The 17,726-nt window shown below is 61.0% G+C and carries 18 protein-coding genes; 4 read left to right on the top strand and 14 right to left on the bottom strand.

Annotated features, from left to right (window positions below):
- Positions 1-24: 24 nt before the first annotated feature.
- Genes BHU62_RS06810 through ftsB form a run of 6 tightly spaced genes read right to left on the bottom strand, consistent with a single transcriptional unit; the run spans position 25 to position 3,953 of the window.
- Complete coding sequence (locus BHU62_RS06810; protein WP_073530247.1) at positions 25-651, bottom strand: protein-L-isoaspartate(D-aspartate) O-methyltransferase; 627 nt, start codon at positions 649-651, stop codon at positions 25-27.
- On the bottom strand, positions 645-1,406 hold the full coding sequence (surE, locus tag BHU62_RS06805) for a 5'/3'-nucleotidase SurE (RefSeq protein ID WP_073530246.1): 762 nt from the start codon (positions 1,404-1,406) through the stop codon (positions 645-647). Before surE ends, BHU62_RS06810 begins: the two co-directional genes overlap by 7 nt.
- Positions 1,387-2,433, bottom strand: coding sequence for a tRNA pseudouridine(13) synthase TruD (gene truD / locus BHU62_RS06800; protein WP_073530245.1), 1,047 nt, complete (start codon positions 2,431-2,433; stop codon positions 1,387-1,389). Before truD ends, surE begins: the two co-directional genes overlap by 20 nt.
- A 4-nt stretch (positions 2,434-2,437) precedes the next feature.
- Positions 2,438-2,911, bottom strand: coding sequence for a 2-C-methyl-D-erythritol 2,4-cyclodiphosphate synthase (gene ispF, locus BHU62_RS06795; protein ID WP_004932594.1), 474 nt, complete (start codon positions 2,909-2,911; stop codon positions 2,438-2,440).
- A gap of 10 nt (positions 2,912-2,921) precedes the next feature.
- On the bottom strand, positions 2,922-3,629 hold the full coding sequence (ispD, locus tag BHU62_RS06790) for a 2-C-methyl-D-erythritol 4-phosphate cytidylyltransferase (RefSeq protein ID WP_073530241.1): 708 nt from the start codon (positions 3,627-3,629) through the stop codon (positions 2,922-2,924).
- Between the two features lie 3 nt (positions 3,630-3,632).
- On the bottom strand, positions 3,633-3,953 hold the full coding sequence (ftsB, locus tag BHU62_RS06785; protein WP_016929043.1) for a cell division protein FtsB: 321 nt from the start codon (positions 3,951-3,953) through the stop codon (positions 3,633-3,635).
- A gap of 404 nt (positions 3,954-4,357) precedes the next feature.
- Between ftsB and BHU62_RS06780 the strand changes: the two genes are divergently transcribed.
- From BHU62_RS06780 to BHU62_RS06770, 3 genes are all read left to right on the top strand, one after another.
- Entirely contained in the window at positions 4,358-5,128 is a 771-nt protein-coding gene (locus BHU62_RS06780) for a basic amino acid ABC transporter substrate-binding protein (RefSeq protein WP_073530239.1), read from the top strand.
- A gap of 176 nt (positions 5,129-5,304) precedes the next feature.
- Positions 5,305-6,072, top strand: a complete 768-nt coding sequence (locus tag BHU62_RS06775; RefSeq protein WP_088776038.1) for an amino acid ABC transporter permease — start codon at positions 5,305-5,307, stop codon at positions 6,070-6,072.
- On the top strand, positions 6,056-6,778 hold the full coding sequence (locus tag BHU62_RS06770) for an amino acid ABC transporter ATP-binding protein (protein WP_073530626.1): 723 nt from the start codon (positions 6,056-6,058) through the stop codon (positions 6,776-6,778). Before BHU62_RS06775 ends, BHU62_RS06770 begins: the two co-directional genes overlap by 17 nt.
- Positions 6,779-6,830: 52 nt before the next feature.
- On the opposite strand, the gene BHU62_RS06765 is transcribed toward BHU62_RS06770, so the two are convergent.
- From BHU62_RS06765 to cysG, 5 genes are all read right to left on the bottom strand, one after another.
- Complete coding sequence (locus BHU62_RS06765) at positions 6,831-7,157, bottom strand: DUF3561 family protein (protein ID WP_073530237.1); 327 nt, start codon at positions 7,155-7,157, stop codon at positions 6,831-6,833.
- Positions 7,158-7,241: 84 nt separating this feature from the next.
- The gene (cysC, locus tag BHU62_RS06760) at positions 7,242-7,931 is read right to left on the bottom strand and encodes an adenylyl-sulfate kinase (RefSeq protein ID WP_078062028.1); all 690 of its coding nucleotides are present in this window, start codon (positions 7,929-7,931) and stop codon (positions 7,242-7,244) included.
- Positions 7,870-9,297, bottom strand: a complete 1,428-nt coding sequence (cysN, locus tag BHU62_RS06755) for a sulfate adenylyltransferase subunit CysN (protein ID WP_073530187.1) — start codon at positions 9,295-9,297, stop codon at positions 7,870-7,872. Before cysN ends, cysC begins: the two co-directional genes overlap by 62 nt.
- Positions 9,298-9,308: 11 nt before the next feature.
- Complete coding sequence (gene cysD, locus BHU62_RS06750; protein ID WP_073530129.1) at positions 9,309-10,217, bottom strand: sulfate adenylyltransferase subunit CysD; 909 nt, start codon at positions 10,215-10,217, stop codon at positions 9,309-9,311.
- A 22-nt stretch (positions 10,218-10,239) separates the two neighbouring features.
- Positions 10,240-11,670 (bottom strand): siroheme synthase CysG, encoded by a 1,431-nt coding sequence (gene cysG, locus BHU62_RS06745; RefSeq protein ID WP_073530127.1) that lies wholly within the window; start codon positions 11,668-11,670, stop codon positions 10,240-10,242.
- Between the two features lie 261 nt (positions 11,671-11,931).
- Between cysG and BHU62_RS06740 the strand changes: the two genes are divergently transcribed.
- Positions 11,932-13,002 (top strand): aminopeptidase, encoded by a 1,071-nt coding sequence (locus BHU62_RS06740; RefSeq protein WP_073530587.1) that lies wholly within the window; start codon positions 11,932-11,934, stop codon positions 13,000-13,002.
- 55 nt (positions 13,003-13,057) lie between these two features.
- On the opposite strand, the gene BHU62_RS06735 is transcribed toward BHU62_RS06740, so the two are convergent.
- The 3 genes from BHU62_RS06735 to cysJ form a co-directional block, all read right to left on the bottom strand.
- Positions 13,058-13,792: a phosphoadenylyl-sulfate reductase gene (locus BHU62_RS06735; protein ID WP_073530111.1), complete on the bottom strand. Its 735-nt coding sequence runs from the start codon at positions 13,790-13,792 to the stop codon at positions 13,058-13,060.
- Between the two features lie 61 nt (positions 13,793-13,853).
- Positions 13,854-15,569: an assimilatory sulfite reductase (NADPH) hemoprotein subunit gene (cysI, locus tag BHU62_RS06730; RefSeq protein WP_073530079.1), complete on the bottom strand. Its 1,716-nt coding sequence runs from the start codon at positions 15,567-15,569 to the stop codon at positions 13,854-13,856.
- Positions 15,569-17,371 carry an NADPH-dependent assimilatory sulfite reductase flavoprotein subunit gene (gene cysJ, locus BHU62_RS06725; protein ID WP_073530077.1) on the bottom strand — a complete coding sequence of 601 codons (1,803 nt, stop codon included), beginning with the start codon at positions 17,369-17,371 and terminating at the stop codon, positions 15,569-15,571. The genes cysI and cysJ overlap by 1 nt, the downstream gene beginning before the upstream one ends.
- Between the last annotated feature and the right edge of the window lie 355 nt (positions 17,372-17,726).

Below are 17,726 nucleotides of genomic sequence, written 5' to 3'. Positions count from 1 at the left end.
AACGGTCGAAAAATCAGACAATCGCTAGGCCAGCTCGCCTTTCACCAGCGGCACAAAGCGCACCGCCTCCACCGCGTCGACGACGAACTCATTGCCATGACGCTGAATGCGTTTGAGGGTTTGGTTCTGTTCGCCTACCGGCAGCACCAGAATGCCGCCATCGTCCAACTGCTCCACCAGCGCCTGCGGAATTTCCGGCGGCGCGGCGGTGACGATGATCGCATCGAACGGGCCGCGCGACGCCCAGCCCAGCCAGCCGTCGCCGTGGCGGGTGGAAACATTGTGGAGATCGAGTTGTTTCAGGCGGCGTTTGGCCTGCCACTGCAGGCCTTTGATGCGTTCGACGGAACAAACGTGCTGCACCAGATGCGCCAGGATGGCGGTTTGGTAGCCGGAACCGGTGCCGATCTCCAGCACCCGCGAGGTGGGCTTCAGGTTCAACAGCTCGGTCATGCGCGCCACCATATAAGGTTGGGAAATGGTCTGGCCGGAGCCGATCGGCAGCGCGGTGTTTTCGTAAGCCTTGTGCTCCAGCGCCTCGTCGACAAAACGCTCGCGCGGCACCGCTTCGATCGCCCGCAGCAGCCTTTCGTCCCGGATCCCCTGCTGCCGCAATTGCGTCAGCAATGTTTGCATGCGCTTGTTCACCATTCCCCGCTAACCTCAGCCTTGGTTAACCATGTTTTCACGACTTCCTGCGCCGCGTAGGCGGTCAAATCCACCTGCAGCGGCGTGATTGCCACATAGCCTTGTTCCACCGCCGCAAAGTCGGTATCCGGCCCGGCATCGAATTTATCACCAGGCGGCCCGATCCAGTAGAGATTTTGTCCGCGAGGATCCTGCTGGCAGAAGACCTTATCAGCGGGATGGCGGCTGCCACAGCGGGTGACGCGCAGGCCTTTAATCTCCGCCAGCGGCAGATCCGGCACGTTGATATTCAGGATTTTTCCGGTGCGTAACGGTTCGCGCTGCAGCGCGCGCAGGATGCGGCAAGTAATGACGGCGGCGGTCGCGTAGTGCTGGTGGCCGTTCAACGACACCGCCAACGCGGGCAGCCCCAGATGCCGGCCTTCCATCGCCGCCGCGACGGTGCCGGAATAAATGACGTCATCGCCCAAGTTAGGCCCGGCGTTGATGCCCGAGACCACAATATCCGGCACCGGGCGCATCAGCGCGTTGACACCAAGGTAAACGCAGTCGGTCGGCGTCCCCTGTTGCACGGCGATGTCGCCGTTGGCCAGCGTCTGTGTGCGCAGCGGCGACTCCAGCGTCAGGGCATTGGAAGAACCGCTGCGATTGCGGTCCGGCGCCACTACCTGCACCTCGGCAAATTCCCGCAGCGCCGCCGCCAGCACCTGAATGCCCGGGGCGCTGACGCCATCATCGTTACTCAGCAATATCCGCATCACTGTCATCCTGCTGCATGATTTCGCGAACCACGCTGGTGGCGAAGCTGCCTGCCGGCAACCAGAAGCGCAGTTCCACGGTAACCTCATCCCACCAGTTCCACAGCATATTTTGCGGCTGCAACAGCAGGGCCCGACGAGCGGGTTCGACACGCTCGCGCTTTAAAAGCGTAAGCAATTCCGGCTGTTCCGCCAAGCATTGTTGTTCAAATGCCAACGCATCGCCGGCGGTGCCCGGCTCTCCGTCGCCCGGCAATGTTGCGGTGACAACCAGCTCACCGGCATCCAACCGCTGTTGCAGCGTCTCAAGTTCATCGGCTTTGGCGACGAACCAACTGCCGCGCCCGCTCAGCTGCAGAGCATCACCTTCCAGCACGGTGCGTTGCAGGCCGTCGGCCAGGCGTTGGCTTGCTACCTGATTGAACAGCGCGCTACGGCTGGCGGAAAGGTAGAAACTGCGTTTGCTGCGCTCTTTGACGCGGATCTCGTCATTCGCCCAGCGGCGCGCCATCACCAGGTTATTGCCACCGCGGCCAAAGCGTTGGCTGCCGAAATAATTTGGCACGCCATGTGCGGCGATGGCCTGCAGACGGCGCTCCACGTCCTGACGATCGGAAATTTGGCGCAGCACCAGCGTAAAGTGGTTGCCCTTCAGGTTGCCGATGCGCATTTTGCGCAGGTGTCGAGCGTAAGCAAGCACCTCGCAGCCTTCCAGCGCAAACTGAGAGAAATCCGGCGTGTCCTTGCCCGGCATATGCAGGCAGAACCACTGTTCGGTCACCGCATGGCGGTCTTTCAGCCCGGCATAGCTGACGGAACGGGCGTGAATACCGGCGAAGCGCGCCAGATAATCGGCCACGAACTGGGTGTTGCAGCCGTTTTTACGGATGTTCACCAGCACATGCTCGCCTTCGCCATCTGGAGCGAAACCCAGATCTTCCACCACCACGAAATCTTCCGGATTGGCTTTCAACACCCCGGTGCTCTGCGGCCGGCCATGCAGCCAGGTCAGATTCGCCATATCCATGCAATTATTCCTTGATCAGCAAGGCGACCGCTTCGCAAGCGATGCCCTCGCCACGCCCGGTGAAACCGAGCTGCTCGGTGGTGGTGGCCTTCACGTTGACGTCATCCATATGACACTGCAGATCTTCCGCCAGGAAGACGCGCATCTGCGGGATGTGCGGCGCCATTTTCGGTGCCTGGGCGATGATGGTGATATCGAGGTTGCCGAGGCGGTAACCCTTGGCGCGGATGCGTTTCCAGGCTTCGCGCAGCAGCTCGCGGCTGTCGGCGCCTTTGAATGCCGGATCGGTATCGGGGAACAGCTTGCCGATATCGCCCAGCGCCGCCGCGCCCAGCAAGGCGTCGGTCGCGGCATGCAGCGCGACATCGCCGTCGGAGTGGGCCAGCAAACCTTTGTCGTAAGGGATGCGAACGCCACCGATCACCAACGGGCCTTCGCCGCCGAATTTATGTACGTCAAAACCGTGACCGATACGCATGATGCGCTCCTTAGTTGTCCAACTGAGTCAAATAGAACGCCGCCAGCGCCAAATCCTCCGGCCGCGTTACTTTAATGTTGTCCGCCCGTCCGGCAACCAGCAGCGGATGGTAACCGCAATGCTCGAGCGCCGAGGCTTCGTCGGTGACGTTCGCACCTTCATCCAGCGCGCGTTGCAGACACAACTTGAGCAGCGGCAGCGGAAACAGCTGCGGCGTTAGCGCATGCCATAAATCCTGCCGATCGACGGTGTGGGCGATGGTTTCGCGGCCGGGCTCGGCGCGTTTCATGGTGTCGCGCACCGGCGCAGCGAGAATACCGCCGACCTTACTGTGCGCAGTGATCGCCAGCAGGCGCTCGAGATCGTCGGCGTGCAGGCAGGGGCGCGCGGCGTCGTGCACCAGCACCCAGTCCGCATCGCCTGCCAGCTTCAGCCCGGCCATCACCGAATCGGCGCGCTGCTTGCCACCTTCGGTGACGATCACCCGCGGATCCTGGGCGATCGGCAACTGTTCGAACTGGCGATCTTCGGGGCCGATCGCCACGATCACCCGCTCGATGCGCGGGTGGCGCAACAGGGCGTGGATGGCGTGTTCGACGATGCTATGCCGGCCGATGGTTAAATATTGTTTCGGGCATTCCGCCTGCATACGGCTGCCGATACCGGCAGCGGGCAGGACGGCAATCACCGAGGGAAAGGTGCCTGCGGAGTGATTCATGCGTTATTTTTGTGCGTTGTTTTGCGAGGAAGACGCCGCGTTGCGTCTGGATTGGTCAGGAACCAGACGATAGAAAGTCTCACCGGGCTTGATCATGCCCAGCTCATTACGCGCACGCTCTTCGATCGCTTCCTGCCCGCCGTTCAAATCATCGATTTCGGCAAACAGCTGATCGTTACGCGCTTTCAACTTAGCGTTGTTGCCCTGCTGGACCGCAACGTCTTCATTGACCCGCACGTAATCGTGAATACCATTTTTGCCCAGCCACAGTGAATACTGTAACCAACCGAGCAATGCCAGCAATAGCAGCGTAAGTTTTCCCATCTCCGCCCCCTGAAAAACCGACCAATCATCCCACAACTTCTCGTTGGACTCCACACTGAGAGCGGCATTTCAACGCCAAATTCAGAATACGGATGAAGGGTTCCCGAGTTTATAGCCTAATTCCGCGGCGAAAGCGGCAAAAAAAGCCCCTTTTGCCCGGCGCACGCGATGCGTTTTCCAATGAGAGGCACACTGCCCTTCCCCCATTATGCAGCAAGAATCACTGCACCGCCGCTTCCTGCCCCGTCGCTTACGCCGCAGCAATGTTAAAAGTGAATATTTAACACCATAGAAAGAATAATCCTTATGCAGCAGTTGCACTTTCATTCATTGAAGATTATTTTTATGCACTAACAGTGCATAAATAATTCCAATATATAACCTTTCATTAATCGGGGATCGCGATGTTAAAACGTTTAGTTCTGATCGGCGCCTGCCTGGCCGCCAGCTTCTCCACCGCCGCATTGGCGGCTGAACCTACCTACGTCGTCGGCTCCGGCGGCACCTATCGGCCGTTCGAATTTGAAAACAGCCAAAAGCAGCTGGAAGGTTTCGACATCGACATCATCAAAGCGGTGGCCAAGGCTGAAGGCTTCCAAATCAAATTGATCAATACGCCGTGGGAAGGGATCTTCGCTACGTTGAATTCCGGCGATCGCGATATCATCATTTCCGGCATCACCATCACCGACAAACGCAAGCAAATGGTTGATTTCTCGGCGCCTTACTTCCCCGCCGAGCAGGCCATCGTGGTGCCGCAAGACTCGACGGTAGACTCCATCGCCGCACTGAAAGCGCTGAAGGTCGGCGTGGTGAACTCCAGCACCGGCGACATCGTGGTGTCCGATGTGTTGGGCAAAAACAGCACCGCCATCAAGCGTTTCGACAATACCCCGCTGATGCTGCAGGAGCTGTATGAAGACGGCATCGGCGCGGCGGTCGGCGACGTCGGCGTGGCCAAATTCTATATCAAGACCCACCCGGAGAAAGCCTTCAAACTGGTGTCCGACGCCAAGTTCGAGCGCCAGTATTTCGGCATCGCCGTCGCCAAAGGCAACGACGAGCTGCGCAACAAGATCAACGCCGGCCTGAAGAAGATCGTCGCCGACGGAACCTACGCCAAGATCTACCAAACCTGGTTCGACAGCAACGTGCCGACGCTGCCGGCAGAATAATCGACTGGCGCGCCTCAGCGCAGCCGGCCAGTAAACAGGCGTAGCGAGCTAAGTCATATTGGGTACGGCCAGCGCACAGCCACCGGAGTGGACACGCAGTCCATGAGGATGGCGAGCACTGCCCAATCCCAAGATGACAACGCGCAGTAGCCTTAACACGCTTAAATAAGGATCTGATCTTGAACTTCCGCTGGGAGATCATCCAGGAATACGCGCCGCTGTTTATGGAAGGCGCCTGGATGACCATCAAATGCACCATTATCTGCGTGCTGCTGGGCACCACCTGGGGATTGATCCTCGGGCTGGGCCGTTTGGCGCAGGCGCCGCACGGCATCTGGAAACCCATCCTGCATTACGGCGTTCAGTGGCCGGTGCGCATCTACATCAGCGCCTTTCGCGGCACGCCGCTGTTCGTGCAGATCATGGTGGTACACTTCGCGCTGGTGCCACTGTTCATCAACCCGCGCGACGGCCTGCTGGTCACCAGCGGCCTGATGAGCGTCGATTTCGCCCGCGCGCTGCGCGCCGACTACGGCGCCTTTCTCTCCTGCGTGGTAGCGATCACGCTCAACGCCGGCGCCTATGTGTCGGAGATCTTCCGCGCCGGGATCCAGTCGATCGACCGCGGCCAGATGGAGGCCTCGCGCTCGCTGGGCATGAGCTACGGCAAGACCATGCGCCAGGTGATCCTGCCGCAGGCCTTCCGCCGCATGCTGCCGCCGCTGGGCAACAACGCCATTGCCATCGTCAAGGATTCGTCGCTGGCCTCCGCCATCGGCCTGGCCGATCTGGCCTATGCCGCCCGCACCGTCTCCGGCGCCTACGCCACCTATTGGGAACCCTACCTGACCATCTCGCTGGTCTATTGGGTTATCACCTTCCTGCTCTCGCTGCTGGTGCAATACATGGAAAAGAGGTTTGGTAAAAGTGATTCGCGTACATAACCTGCAAAAACAGTTCGGCGAAAGCCACGTGCTGCGCGGCATTTCCTGCCGGATCGCCGCCAACGAAGTGGTATGCGTCATCGGCCCCTCCGGCTCGGGCAAAAGCACCTTCCTGCGCTGCATCAACGCGCTGGAAACGCTCTCCGGCGGCGAGATCGAGGTGAACGGCTTCGCCGTCCACGATCAGAAAACCGATCTGAACAAGATGCGTGAAAGCGTGGGTATGGTGTTCCAGCGTTTCAACCTGTTCCCGCACATGACGGTGTTGGAAAACATCATCATGGCGCCGGTGAGCGTGAAGAAACAGCCACGCGCCGAAGCCATCGCGCAAGCCGAACAGCTGCTGCGCAAGGTCGGGCTGCTCGACAAAATCGACGCCTACCCCAACAGCCTGTCCGGCGGCCAGCAGCAGCGGGTGGCGATCGCCCGCGCGCTGGCGATGGAGCCGAAGATCATGCTGTTCGACGAACCGACCTCCGCGCTCGATCCCGAGCTGGTGGGCGAAGTGTTGGCGGTAATGAAATCGCTGGCACACGAGGGCATGACGATGGTGGTGGTGACGCATGAGATGGGCTTCGCCCGCGAGGTGGCCGACCGGGTGCTGTTTATCGATCAGGGGATCATTCAGGAGGAAGGTGCGCCACAGCAGATCTTCAGCCACCCGACCAATCCGCGCACTCAGGCGTTTCTGAGCAAAGTTTTGTAACCTTCGGCACCGCTTTGCAATCCTTCGGGCGTCGGCATCGGCGCCCGTTCTTTTACCAACCGGTCAGGAAACTAAACACCAGCCAGAACAGGCACAGCACGATGGCGCCGGTCAGCAGCAGCGTCAGGATCAGGCGACCGCGCAGCAGCATGCTGAGGGTGATGCCGATCAGCACCGACAGCGGCATCAGCGCCAGGAAAAACGGCCAGGTGTAGAGCAGGAAGAACAGCGTGTTGGAACCGTAAACCAGAAACGGCAACGCGAACGCCAGCCAGTAGAAAACAAAGCCGCTGACGCCGCCCAGGAAAGAATAAGAGGGCTCCTCTTTCTCCTGTGTTGACTGCTTGGAGTCGATCAAGATAGGCGTGACATTTTGCATAGTGATCCCTGGTTATTCGGCTCGCTCTGCGGCGGCTTAGAGTAAAAAGCGCATGGCGCAAAAACGCCACACGCTTTTTTGAATTCAGGGTTTGATAATAGCCTGACCACGCAACACGTCTAACAATTGCGCAATCAAATTTGTTACCAATTGTTGGCCATCGAGGTGGATTTCCGGCTGCGGCGGCGCCTCATAAACCGCGTCGATGCCGGTGAAGTTGCGCAGCTCGCCGGCACGCGCTTTTTTATACAATCCCTTCGGATCGCGCGCCTCGCAGATCGCCAACGGCGTGTCGACGAATACCTCGATAAAGCGATCGTCGCCGAGCATCTCGCGCACCATCTGCCGCTCGATGCGGTGTGGTGAAATGAACGCAGTCAGCACCACCAGCCCGGCATCCACCATCAGTTTGGCCACTTCCCCCACCCGGCGGATGTTCTCGCGGCGGTCATCGTCGGAAAAGCCGAGATCGCGGCACAGGCCGTGCCGCACGTTATCGCCGTCCAGCAAATAGGTACTGACGCCAAGCCCGTGCAGCGCCTGCTCCAGTGCGCCGGCGACGGTGGATTTGCCCGAGCCGGACAGCCCGGTAAACCACAGCACCACACCGCGATGGCCGTTGTGCGCTTCGCGATCCGCACGCGTTACCGCGTGCGGATGCCAAACCACGTTCTCATCGTCCGGCCCGGTCGCCCTCAGTTCGGCGGCCACCTTATCGGCCACCGAGCAGATCGCGTGCGCCCCAGTGCGGGAAGTGCTTGCGCACCAGCGCATTCAGCTCCAGCTCGAAGGCGCTGAACTCGCCGTGCACCGCCGAGGCAGCCTGCAGCGTTTCACGCACCAGACCGGCGCCGACCGTGACGTTGCTCATGCGATCGATGAAGATCAGCCCGCCGGTGTCGTGATTGCTCTGATAACTGTCCAGCACCAGCGGCTCGTCGAAGGTCAGCTCCACCAGGCCGATGCCGTTGAGCGGCAACGTGTCTGCCGGGTGCTGCGCCAGCGTATTGATCTCCACCTGATGACGGATGCTCTCCACGCGCGCGCGGGTCTTTTTGCCGGCGATCTTGATATCGTAGCTCTGGCCCGGCAGCAGCGGCTGCTCGGCCATCCACACCACGTCCACCAGCGCGCTCTGCGCCGCCTGCAGGCTTTCACCGGCGTCGACCAGCAGATCGCCGCGGCTGATGTCCACCTCATCATTCAGCACCAGCGTAATCGCCTCGCCCGGCACCGCCTCTTGCAGATCGCCGTCGAAGGTGACGATGCGCGCCACGCTGGACTCCACGCCGGAAGGCAACACCTTGACCCGTTGCCCCACCCGCACCACGCCGGCAGACAGCGTGCCGGCATAGCCGCGAAAATCGAGGTTCGGGCGGTTAACGTACTGCACCGGGAAGCGCAGCGGCTGGTGCTCGCGTTCGCTGACCACGTCAACGCTCTCCAACACTTCCAGCAGCGTCGGGCCGCTGTACCACGGCATATGGGCGCTTTCGCTCGCCACGTTGTCGCCGTCCAGCGCCGACAGCGGCACGAACTTGATATCCAGATCGTTCGGCAGCTGTTGGGCGAAGGTCAGGTAATCCTGCTTGAACTGCTCGAACACCGCTTCCTGATAGCCCACCAGATCCATCTTGTTCACCGCCACCACCAGATGGCGAATGCCAAGCAGGGTCGCGATAAAGCTGTGGCGACGGGTCTGGTCCAGCACCCCTTTGCGCGCGTCGATCAACAGGATCGCCAGATCGCAGGTGGAGGCGCCGGTGGCCATGTTGCGGGTGTACTGCTCATGCCCTGGGGTATCGGCAATGATAAATTTGCGTTTTTCGGTCGAGAAATAGCGATAGGCCACGTCGATGGTGATGCCCTGTTCGCGCTCGGCCTGCAGGCCGTCGACCAGCAGCGCCAAATCGAGCTTCTCACCCTGGGTACCGATACGTTTGCTGTCGCTGTGCAGCGTCGACAGCTGATCTTCGTAGATCTGGCGGGTATCGTGCAGCAGGCGACCGATCAAGGTGCTTTTGCCGTCATCGACGCTGCCGCAGGTCAGAAAGCGCAGCAGGCTCTTGTGTTGCTGCGCGTGCAGGTAGGATTCGACGCCGCCCTGGTCAGCGATTTGTTGTGCGATTGCGTTGTTCATCCGGCGGCTCCTTAGAAATACCCTTGACGCTTTTTCAGCTCCATCGAGCCGGACTGATCGCGATCGATCATCCGCCCCTGGCGTTCACTGGTGGTGGAGACCAGCATCTCTTCGATGATCTCCGGCAGGGTTTGCGCCTGAGAATCCACCGCGCCGGTCAGCGGCCAGCACCCCAGGGTGCGGAAACGCACCATGCGCTGGCTGATCACTTCGCCCGGCTGCAGATCGATGCGATCGTCGTCCACCATCAGCAGCATGCCGTCGCGTTCCACCACCGGACGCGGTTTCGCCAAGTACAGCGGCACGATGTCGATCTTTTCCAGGAAGATGTATTGCCAGATATCCAGCTCGGTCCAGTTCGACAGCGGGAAGACGCGGATGCTCTCCCCTTTGTTGATTTGGCCGTTGTAGTTGTGCCACAGCTCCGGCCGCTGGTTTTTCGGATCCCAGCGGTGGAAGCGATCGCGGAACGAATAGATACGCTCTTTGGCACGCGATTTCTCCTCGTCGCGCCGCGCACCGCCGAAGGCGGCATCAAAGCCGTACTTGTTCAACGCCTGCTTCAGGCCCTCGGTCTTCATGATGTCGGTATGCTTGGCGCTACCGTGGACGAACGGGTTGATGCCCATCGCCACCCCTTCCGGATTCTTATGCACCAGCAGTTCGAAGCCGTACTCTTTCGCGGTGCGATCGCGGAATTCGTACATTTCGCGGAACTTCCAGCCGGTATCGACGTGCAGCAGCGGGAACGGCAGCGTGCCGGGGAAGAACGCCTTGCGCGCCAGATGCAGCATCACGGAAGAGTCTTTACCGATGGAATACAGCATCACCGGGTTGGCGAATTCAGCGGCGACTTCACGGATGATATGGATACTCTCCGCCTCCAATTGCCGCAAATGAGTGAGTCGTTTTTCGTCCATAACAGGTCCTTAAAAGCCTTGCCTATGCCAAATTCACGACGGCCGGGCGCGCGGCCCCTTCCGTCTGCGATTGATGCCCGAACCAGGCGATTTGATGGTGCAGTTCCACCACTTCGCCAATCACCAACAGCGCCGGCAGCGGCGCCCGTTGTGCAAGGTGTTCCAGTTGATCCAGCGTGCCGGTCTGCACCTGTTGATCGGCGCGCGTGCCGCGGCTGATCACCGCCACCGGCGTATCGGCGGCGCGGCCGTGGGCGATCAGGCGTTGGCTGATGTCCGCCGCCTTCATGGTGCCCATGTAGATAGCCAGCGTCTGCCGCGCCCGGGCCAGATCGGCCCAGTCCAGGCCATCGCCATCGGGGCGGCAGTGGCCGGTGATAAAGGTCACGCTCTGCGCGTGGTCGCGGTGCGTCAACGGAATGCCGGCGTAGGCGGTCGCCCCCGCGGCGGCCGTGACGCCCGGCACCACCTGGAACGGAATGCCGGCGGCGGCGGCCACCTGCAGCTCTTCGCCGCCGCGGCCAAAGATGAACGGATCGCCACCCTTGAGGCGCACCACGCGTTTGCCCTGCTGCGCCAGCTCCACCAGCAGCCGGTTGGTCTCCTCCTGGATCACCGAGTGCGCGCCGGCGCGCTTGCCCACGCAGATGCGTTCGGCGTCGCGGCGCACCAGATCGAGGATCTCGCCGCTGACCAAGTGGTCATACAGCACCACGTCCGCCTGCTGCATCACCTGCAGCCCGCGCAGGGTCAACAGCCCCACGTCGCCCGGCCCGGCGCCCACCAGGGCGATCTCGCCCTGTGCGCCTTCATCACCTGCGGCGAAGCGGTGTAAATCCTGCTCCAGCTGCCGCTCCGCCTGCGCCGCCTGGCCGTTGGCCACCAGCGTGGCGAAACGGCCGCCGAAGGTTTTCTCCCAGAAACGGCGCCGCTCGCCGATCGAGGCCAGCCGCTGTTTGACCTGGCCGCGCCAGCGGCCCGCCACCTGCGCCATCTGCCCCAAACTGGCGGGCAGCAACGCCTCCAGCTTTTCACGCAGCAGGCGCGCCAGTACCGGCGCCTGGCCGCTGGACGACACCGCCACCACCAGCGGCGAGCGATCGATGATCGACGGGAAGATGAACGAACAGCGCAGCTGGTCGTCCACCACGTTGGCCAGCACCCGGCGTTTATCCGCCTCGGCGAACACCGCGGCGTTCAGCGCGTTGTCGTCCGTAGCGGCGATCGCCAGAAACACCTCGTCCAGTTGCTGCGGGTCAAAGGTTTTCCCCAGCCAGAGCACCTGCCCTTGCTGACGTTGTTGTTCCAGTTCCGGTGAGAGCGACTGCGCAACTATCCGTATTTCAGCCCCGGCGCGCTGAAGCAGATCGACTTTGCGCGCAGCCACGTCACCGCCGCCAACGACCAGCACCGGACGTTGTTTCAGGTCGGCGAATATTGGTAGATAGTCCACAACAGCCTTTTCATATAACAGAAAGATAGTGTGACTATACGGGCTGAGATTTAGCCTCTGAAATGACGAAAAGGAATGATTAGTTCCTTTATGGAATATAGGCCGCAATGCCGGGAGCAAACGGTGATAACTGCGGTGACGGTTTGCGCATTCACGCGAAAATTAAGAGACAGGGAAATTGTGTAATGCCGCGCGGCGTCTCATACTGGACGCCGCAGAAAAATGATCGGCCACGCCGATAGCAAAGAAGGATTTTTCGGTATGTTTTCCCGTTTTTACCTGAAGACCAGCCTGCTGGCCCTCGCACTCGGCGGCGTCTTCAGCGTTTGTGCCGCACAGCCCGCAAAAGACGCGCCAATGGGCCGTTTCGCCGCCGAACAGACCCGCCACATCGCCACTTACTTCCCCGGCCGCATGGCGGGCAGCCCGGCCGAACTGCTCACCGCCGACTACCTGAAGCAGCAGTTCAGCAAGATGGGCTACCAAAGCGATATTCGCAGCGTCAACACGCGCTATCTCTACACCAGCAAAGACGGCAAAAAGAACTGGAACAACGTCACCGCCAGCTCGGTGATCGCCGCCCGCAACGGCGACAATCCGAAACAGATAGTGATCGTCGCCCACTTCGACACCTACACGCCGCAGAGCGACGAAGATCTGGATAACAACCTCGGCGGCCTGACGCTGCAGGGCGTCGACGACAACGCCTCCGGCATCGGCGTGATGCTGGAACTGGCGGAACGCCTGAAGAACATCCCCACCGCTTACGGCCTGCGTTTCGTCGCCACCAGCGCCGAAGAGCTCGGCTCGCTGGGCGCACAGAACTACCTGCAGCGCATGAGCGCGGAAGAGAAAAGCAACACCGTGCTGGTGATCAACCTCGACAGCCTGATTACCGGCGATCGCCTGTACTTCAACGCCGGGCGCAACACGCCGCCGCAGATGGCGAAGCGCTCCCGCGATCGCGCGCTGGATATCGCCCACCGCTACGGCATCGCCGCCGCCAGCAATCCGGGCAACGCACAGCATCCGAAGGGCACCAGCTGCTGCTCCGATCAAGAGGTATTCGATGCAGCGGGCATCCCGGTGCTGTCGGTGGAGGCCACCAACTGGTCGCTGGGCGACAAGGACGGCTACCAGCAGCGCGCCGTCAGCCCGCACTTCCCGCAGGGCATCACCTGGCACCGCCCGCAGTATGACAACCTGCAATACCTGGATCGCTATCTGCCGGGGCGGATCGACAAACGCAGCCGCGACAGCGTGCAGATCCTGCTGCCGCTGATCAAAGAGCTGGCGCAGGCGCACCCGCCGAAAGCACAGAAGAAAAAGTAGCCCGCAAAAAAACAGGGCCCAGCATTGCTGAGCCCTGTCGTGTGATTCGCCTTGTTTAGCCTTCGTGCAGGCCGCACTCGCGCTTCAACCCGAAGAAACGCGTCTCTTCCTCGCTCATGCCCGGTTCCCACTTCTGGGTGGTGTGGGTATCGCCTACCGACAGGTAGCCCTGCTCCCACAGCGGGTGGTAGCCCAGCCCGTGCTCGGTCAGATACTGGTAAATCTTGCGGTTGTCCCAGTCGATGATCGGCAGGATCTTGAACACCCCGCGCTGTACAGCCAGCACCGGCAGATTGGCGCGGCTGCCGGACTGCTCACGCCGCAGGCCGGCAAACCAGCTCTGCGCCCCCAGCGTCTCCAGCGCGCGGTTCATCGGCTCAACCTTGTTGATTTGGTTGTACTTTTCAATCCCTTCCACGCCCTGCTCCCACAGCCTGCCGTAGCGCGCCTCTTGCCAGGCGGGAGACTGCTCGGCGCGGAACACCTGCAGATTCAGCTTCAGCTGGTCGGTCAATTGATCGATAAAGCGATAGGTTTCCGGGAACAGATAACCGGTGTCGGTCAGGATCACCGGGATATCCGGCCGGATGCGCGTCACCAGGTGCAGACACACCGCCGCCTGGATGCCGAAACTGGACGAGAGTACGAACTCGCCGGGCAGATGCTCCAGCGCCCATTCAACGCGCTGTTCGGCGCTGAAGGTCTCCAGTTGGCCGTTGACCACCGCCAATGCCAGCGCCTGCCCGGATTTAGGCAACGCATTCAGCGCCGCCAGATCGAATTCAGCCATGTTGTCTCCCCTGCTACTTGAAATAACCTGTGCGGCCCCTCTGCCCAAGGGCCGCCCGGCCTCACTCCCAGAAATCCCGCGCCGGATCCAGCACCGGTTTGACGATGCCTGCGCGAATGGTGAAGTCGCCGAAGCCTTCGCCGGCGTTGCGCTCCTTCGCCCAACGCCCCACCAGCAGGTCGATCTCGCTGAGGATCTCGTCTTCGTTGATGTTTTCACGGTACATACGCGGAATGCGCGTGCCTTCGCGGTTGCCGCCCAAATGCAGGTTATAGCGGCCGACCGCCTTGCCCACCAGCCCCAACTCCGCGAGCAGCGCGCGGCCGCAGCCATTCGGGCAGCCGGTGATGCGCAGCACGATATGCTCGTCGCTCATCCCGTGCCGATGCATGATCCCTTCCACCTTGGTGACGAACTGCGGCAGGAAGCGCTCGGCCTCCGCCATCGCCAGCGGGCAGGTCGGGAACGACACGCAGGCCATCGAATTCTTGCGTTGTTCGCTGATCTCATCGTCGATCAGGCCATGATCGCGCGCCAGGGCTTCGATCTTCGCCTTCTCGCTGGCCGGCACGCCGGCGATGATCACGTTTTGGTTCGCCGTCAGGCGGAAGTCGCCTTTATGGATCTTGGCGATCTCCGCCATGCCGGTCTTCAGCGGGCGCCCCGGATAGTCCAGCAGGCGACCGTTCTCGATAAACAGCGTCAGGTGCCACCGATCGTCGATGCCCTTCACCCAACCAATGCGATCGCCGCGGCCGGTGAATTCATACGGCCGGATCGGTGCGAAGGTAATGCCGGCGCGCTTTTCCACTTCGGCGCGGAAAACGTCCACCCCGACGCGCTCCAGCGTGTATTTGGTCTTGGCGTTCTTGCGATCGGTGCGGTTGCCCCAGTCGCGCTGCGTGGTTACCACTGCTTCCGCGACCGCCAGCGTATGCTCAAGCGGAATGTAGCCGAACTCGCTGGCCTGGCGCGCGTAGGTTTTCTTGTTGCCGTGCTCGATAGACAACCCGCCGCCCACCAGCAGGTTGAAGCCCACCAGCTTGCCGTTTTCGGCGATCGCCACGAAGTTCATGTCGTTGGCGTGCAGATCGACGTCGTTCTGCGGCGGGATCACCACCGTGGTTTTGAACTTACGCGGCAGGTAGGTCGGCCCCAGAATCGGCTCTTCGTCGGTGGTGGCCACCTTCTCCTGATCCAGCCATACCTCTGCGTAGGCGCGGGTGCGCGGCAGCAGGTGTTCGGAGATCTTCTTCGCCCACTCGTAGGCTTCCTGATGCAGCTCGGACTCCACCGGGTTGGAGGTGCACAGCACGTTGCGGTTCACATCGTTGGCGGTCGCCAGCGCGTCCAGCCCCAGGCGATTCAGCAGCTGGTGCACCGGTTTGACGTTGCCTTTCAGGATGCCGTGAAACTGGAACGTCTGGCGGTTGGTGATGCGAATGCTGCCGTACAGCGTGCTCTCCTGCGCGAACTTGTCGATGCCCAGCCACTGCTGCGGGCTGATGATGCCGCCCGGCAGGCGGCAGCGCAGCATCATGGCGTGGCGCGGCTCCAGCTTCTGCTCGGCGCGTTCGGCGCGAATGTCGCGGTCATCCTGCTGATACATGCCGTGAAAACGGATCAGCAGGAAGTTGTCGCCGTTGAAGCCGCCGGTCAGGCCGTCGTTCAAATCTTCGGCGATGGTGCCGCGCAGGAAGTGGCTCTCCTTCTTCATGCGCTCCGCATCGGCCAGTTTGCCTTCGACTACCAAAGGCCCGGGGTGTTTATCACTCATCAGTAAACATCTCGCTGATAACGGCGCTCAAGGCGCAGCTCACTTAAAAATTCATCCGCCTGCTCGGTATCCATGCCACCGTGCTCGGCCACCAGTTCCAGTAATGTGTTTTCCACGTCTTTCGCCATGCGATTGGCATCGCCGCAGACGTAAATGTGTGCGCCTTCCTGAATCCAGCGCCACACTTCCGCGCCCTGTTCGCGCAGTTTGTCTTGTACGTATATTTTATGTTGCTGGTCGCGGGACCAGGCCAGATCGATGCGGGTCAGCAGGCCGTCTTTCACGTAGCTCTGCCATTCGACCTGATACAGGAAATCTTCGGTGAAGTGCGGGTTGCCGAAGAACAGCCAGTTCTTGCCGCCGGCGCCGTCGGCGTCGCGCTGCTGCATAAAGGCGCGGAACGGCGCGATGCCGGTGCCCGGGCCGATCATGATCACTGGCGTTTCCGGATTGGCCGGCAGGCGGAAGTTGTCGTTGTGTTCGATAAACACCCGCACGTCGCCGTCTTCCTCCAGGCGATCCGCCAGGAAGCCGGAGGCGCCGCCGCTGCGCGCGCGCCCGTCGATGTCGTAACGCACCACGCCCACGGTGATGTGCACTTCACTTTCGTTCTCCGCCTGCGAAGAGGCGATGGAGTACAGGCGCGGCGTCAACGGGCGTAGCAGGCCGACCAGCTGTTCGGCGCTCAGATCCGCCGGTGCCTGACGCACCATGTCGACGATCGGCGTATTGTGCGCGTACTGCTGCAGCGCGGCTTTATCCGCCAGCAGAGCGATCAGCGTTTCATCGCGCGACAGCGCGGCGTACTTATCGACAATCGGCGTAGTGTTCTGCGTCAGTTCAAAATGGCTGCGCAGCGCCTGCGCCAGCGGCAGGGTCTGCCCTTCCACTTCGACCGGTTCGTCGCCTTTCAGCCACAACAGCTGCACCAGTTCGTCCACCAGCGCCGGATCGTTGTCGAACCACACGCCGAGCGCATCGCCCGGCTGATAACGCAGGCCGGCGTCGCCCAGGTCGATCTCGATATGACGCACGTCTTTATCGGACGCGCGGCCGGTAATTTTCTGCTTTGCCGCCAATTGGGCAGTGAGCGGTTGTTCCTTGCTGTACGGGCTGCTGTCGAGCAGATCGACCGCACCGCTGGCCAACACGCCCGGCGCGGCGTTTTCTGCCGGCGCGCGCGCCTTCAGCACCGACACCACCTGTTTACGCCAGGCGGCCGCCAGCTCCTGGTATTCCACGTCGGCGTCCACGCGCTCCACCAGGCGCTCGGCGCCCAGCTCGGCCAGCTTGCCGTCGAAATCTTTACCGGATTGGCAGAAATTCTCATAAGAGGTGTCGCCCAGGCCGAACACCGCAAAAGCGGTGTCATTGAGCTTCGGCGCCTTCTTCGAGAACAGGAATTTATGCAGCGCCACCGCTTCTTCCGCCGGTTCGCCTTCCCCCTGCGTGGAGGCGATGATCACCAGCAGGCGCTCTTGCGCGATCTGCTTGAACTTGTAGTCGCCGGCGCTGATCAGCGTGGCGCTCAGATTGGCGGCCAGCAGATCGTCGCGCAGCTGCTCCGCCAGGCGGCGCGCATTGCCGGTCTGCGAGGCGGAAATGATGGTGATGCCGGCGGCCGCCGCAGGGGCGACAGGCGCAATGGCCACGGCTCCTGGCTGTTGATTGACCATGCCCCAAAAATAGCCGGACAACCACGCCAGCTGCGTCGGCGAATAGTCGCCGATCGTCGCCTGCAGGCGCGCCAGTTGTTCGGGCGTCAGCGGGAGCAAAGATGTTGGAGGAGCCTGAGTCGTCATTGCTGTACTTATTTCCTATACTTAGCGCCTTTCCTGCCAGGCGCGCGCCAGTGTCAGTCGCTGTCTCTTCGCTGCGTCGGGTGTGCGGAAAAGATCAGGAGAGTTTGTAAGGTTACCGAGCAGAATAGCAACGATTAAATAAGGGATAGCAATAAATCATAACCAAAATGACTAAGCTGTTTTTCTGGTAAGGGATAACGCTTAAACCGTTAAACAAAGTTTTTTATCCAGATGAAATTAAAGCACTTTTTTTCATCGTTTTTTCACCGTTCAACATTTCGGCTCATAACCGCAGCCGATAGGTGCCGCAAACACCAAACAAAAAAAGTGTTAACCCGGCGCGTTTACCGCGGCG

It is taken from the genome of Serratia marcescens (assembly GCF_001902635.1).
Lineage (GTDB): Bacteria > Pseudomonadota > Gammaproteobacteria > Enterobacterales > Enterobacteriaceae > Serratia > Serratia marcescens_F.
The sequence above is the reverse complement of the archived record's forward strand: the minus strand, read 5'-3'. Positions and strand labels throughout refer to the sequence as shown.

Excerpts from the sequence above, each read along its gene's own strand:
- BHU62_RS06765 (WP_073530237.1), bottom strand. The coding sequence starts at position 7,157 with ATGCAAAATGTCACGCCTATCTTGATCGACTCCAAGCAGTCAACACAG.
- BHU62_RS06735 (WP_073530111.1), bottom strand. The coding sequence starts at position 13,792 with ATGGCTGAATTCGATCTGGCGGCGCTGAATGCGTTGCCTAAATCCGGG.
- surE (WP_073530246.1), bottom strand. The coding sequence starts at position 1,406 with ATGCGGATATTGCTGAGTAACGATGATGGCGTCAGCGCCCCGGGCATT.
- ispD (WP_073530241.1), bottom strand. The coding sequence starts at position 3,629 with ATGAATCACTCCGCAGGCACCTTTCCCTCGGTGATTGCCGTCCTGCCC.
- BHU62_RS06740 (WP_073530587.1), top strand. The coding sequence starts at position 11,932 with ATGTTTTCCCGTTTTTACCTGAAGACCAGCCTGCTGGCCCTCGCACTC.
- truD (WP_073530245.1), bottom strand. The coding sequence starts at position 2,433 with ATGGATATGGCGAATCTGACCTGGCTGCATGGCCGGCCGCAGAGCACC.
- ispF (WP_004932594.1), bottom strand. The coding sequence starts at position 2,911 with ATGCGTATCGGTCACGGTTTTGACGTACATAAATTCGGCGGCGAAGGC.
- cysC (WP_078062028.1), bottom strand. The coding sequence starts at position 7,931 with ATGCGCTGGTGCGCAAGCACTTCCCGCACTGGGGCGCACGCGATCTGC.
- cysJ (WP_073530077.1), bottom strand. The coding sequence starts at position 17,371 with ATGACGACTCAGGCTCCTCCAACATCTTTGCTCCCGCTGACGCCCGAA.
- BHU62_RS06780 (WP_073530239.1), top strand. The coding sequence starts at position 4,358 with ATGTTAAAACGTTTAGTTCTGATCGGCGCCTGCCTGGCCGCCAGCTTC.
- cysN (WP_073530187.1), bottom strand. The coding sequence starts at position 9,297 with ATGAACAACGCAATCGCACAACAAATCGCTGACCAGGGCGGCGTCGAA.
- cysD (WP_073530129.1), bottom strand. The coding sequence starts at position 10,217 with ATGGACGAAAAACGACTCACTCATTTGCGGCAATTGGAGGCGGAGAGT.
- ftsB (WP_016929043.1), bottom strand. The coding sequence starts at position 3,953 with ATGGGAAAACTTACGCTGCTATTGCTGGCATTGCTCGGTTGGTTACAG.
- cysI (WP_073530079.1), bottom strand. The coding sequence starts at position 15,569 with ATGAGTGATAAACACCCCGGGCCTTTGGTAGTCGAAGGCAAACTGGCC.
- BHU62_RS06810 (WP_073530247.1), bottom strand. The coding sequence starts at position 651 with ATGGTGAACAAGCGCATGCAAACATTGCTGACGCAATTGCGGCAGCAG.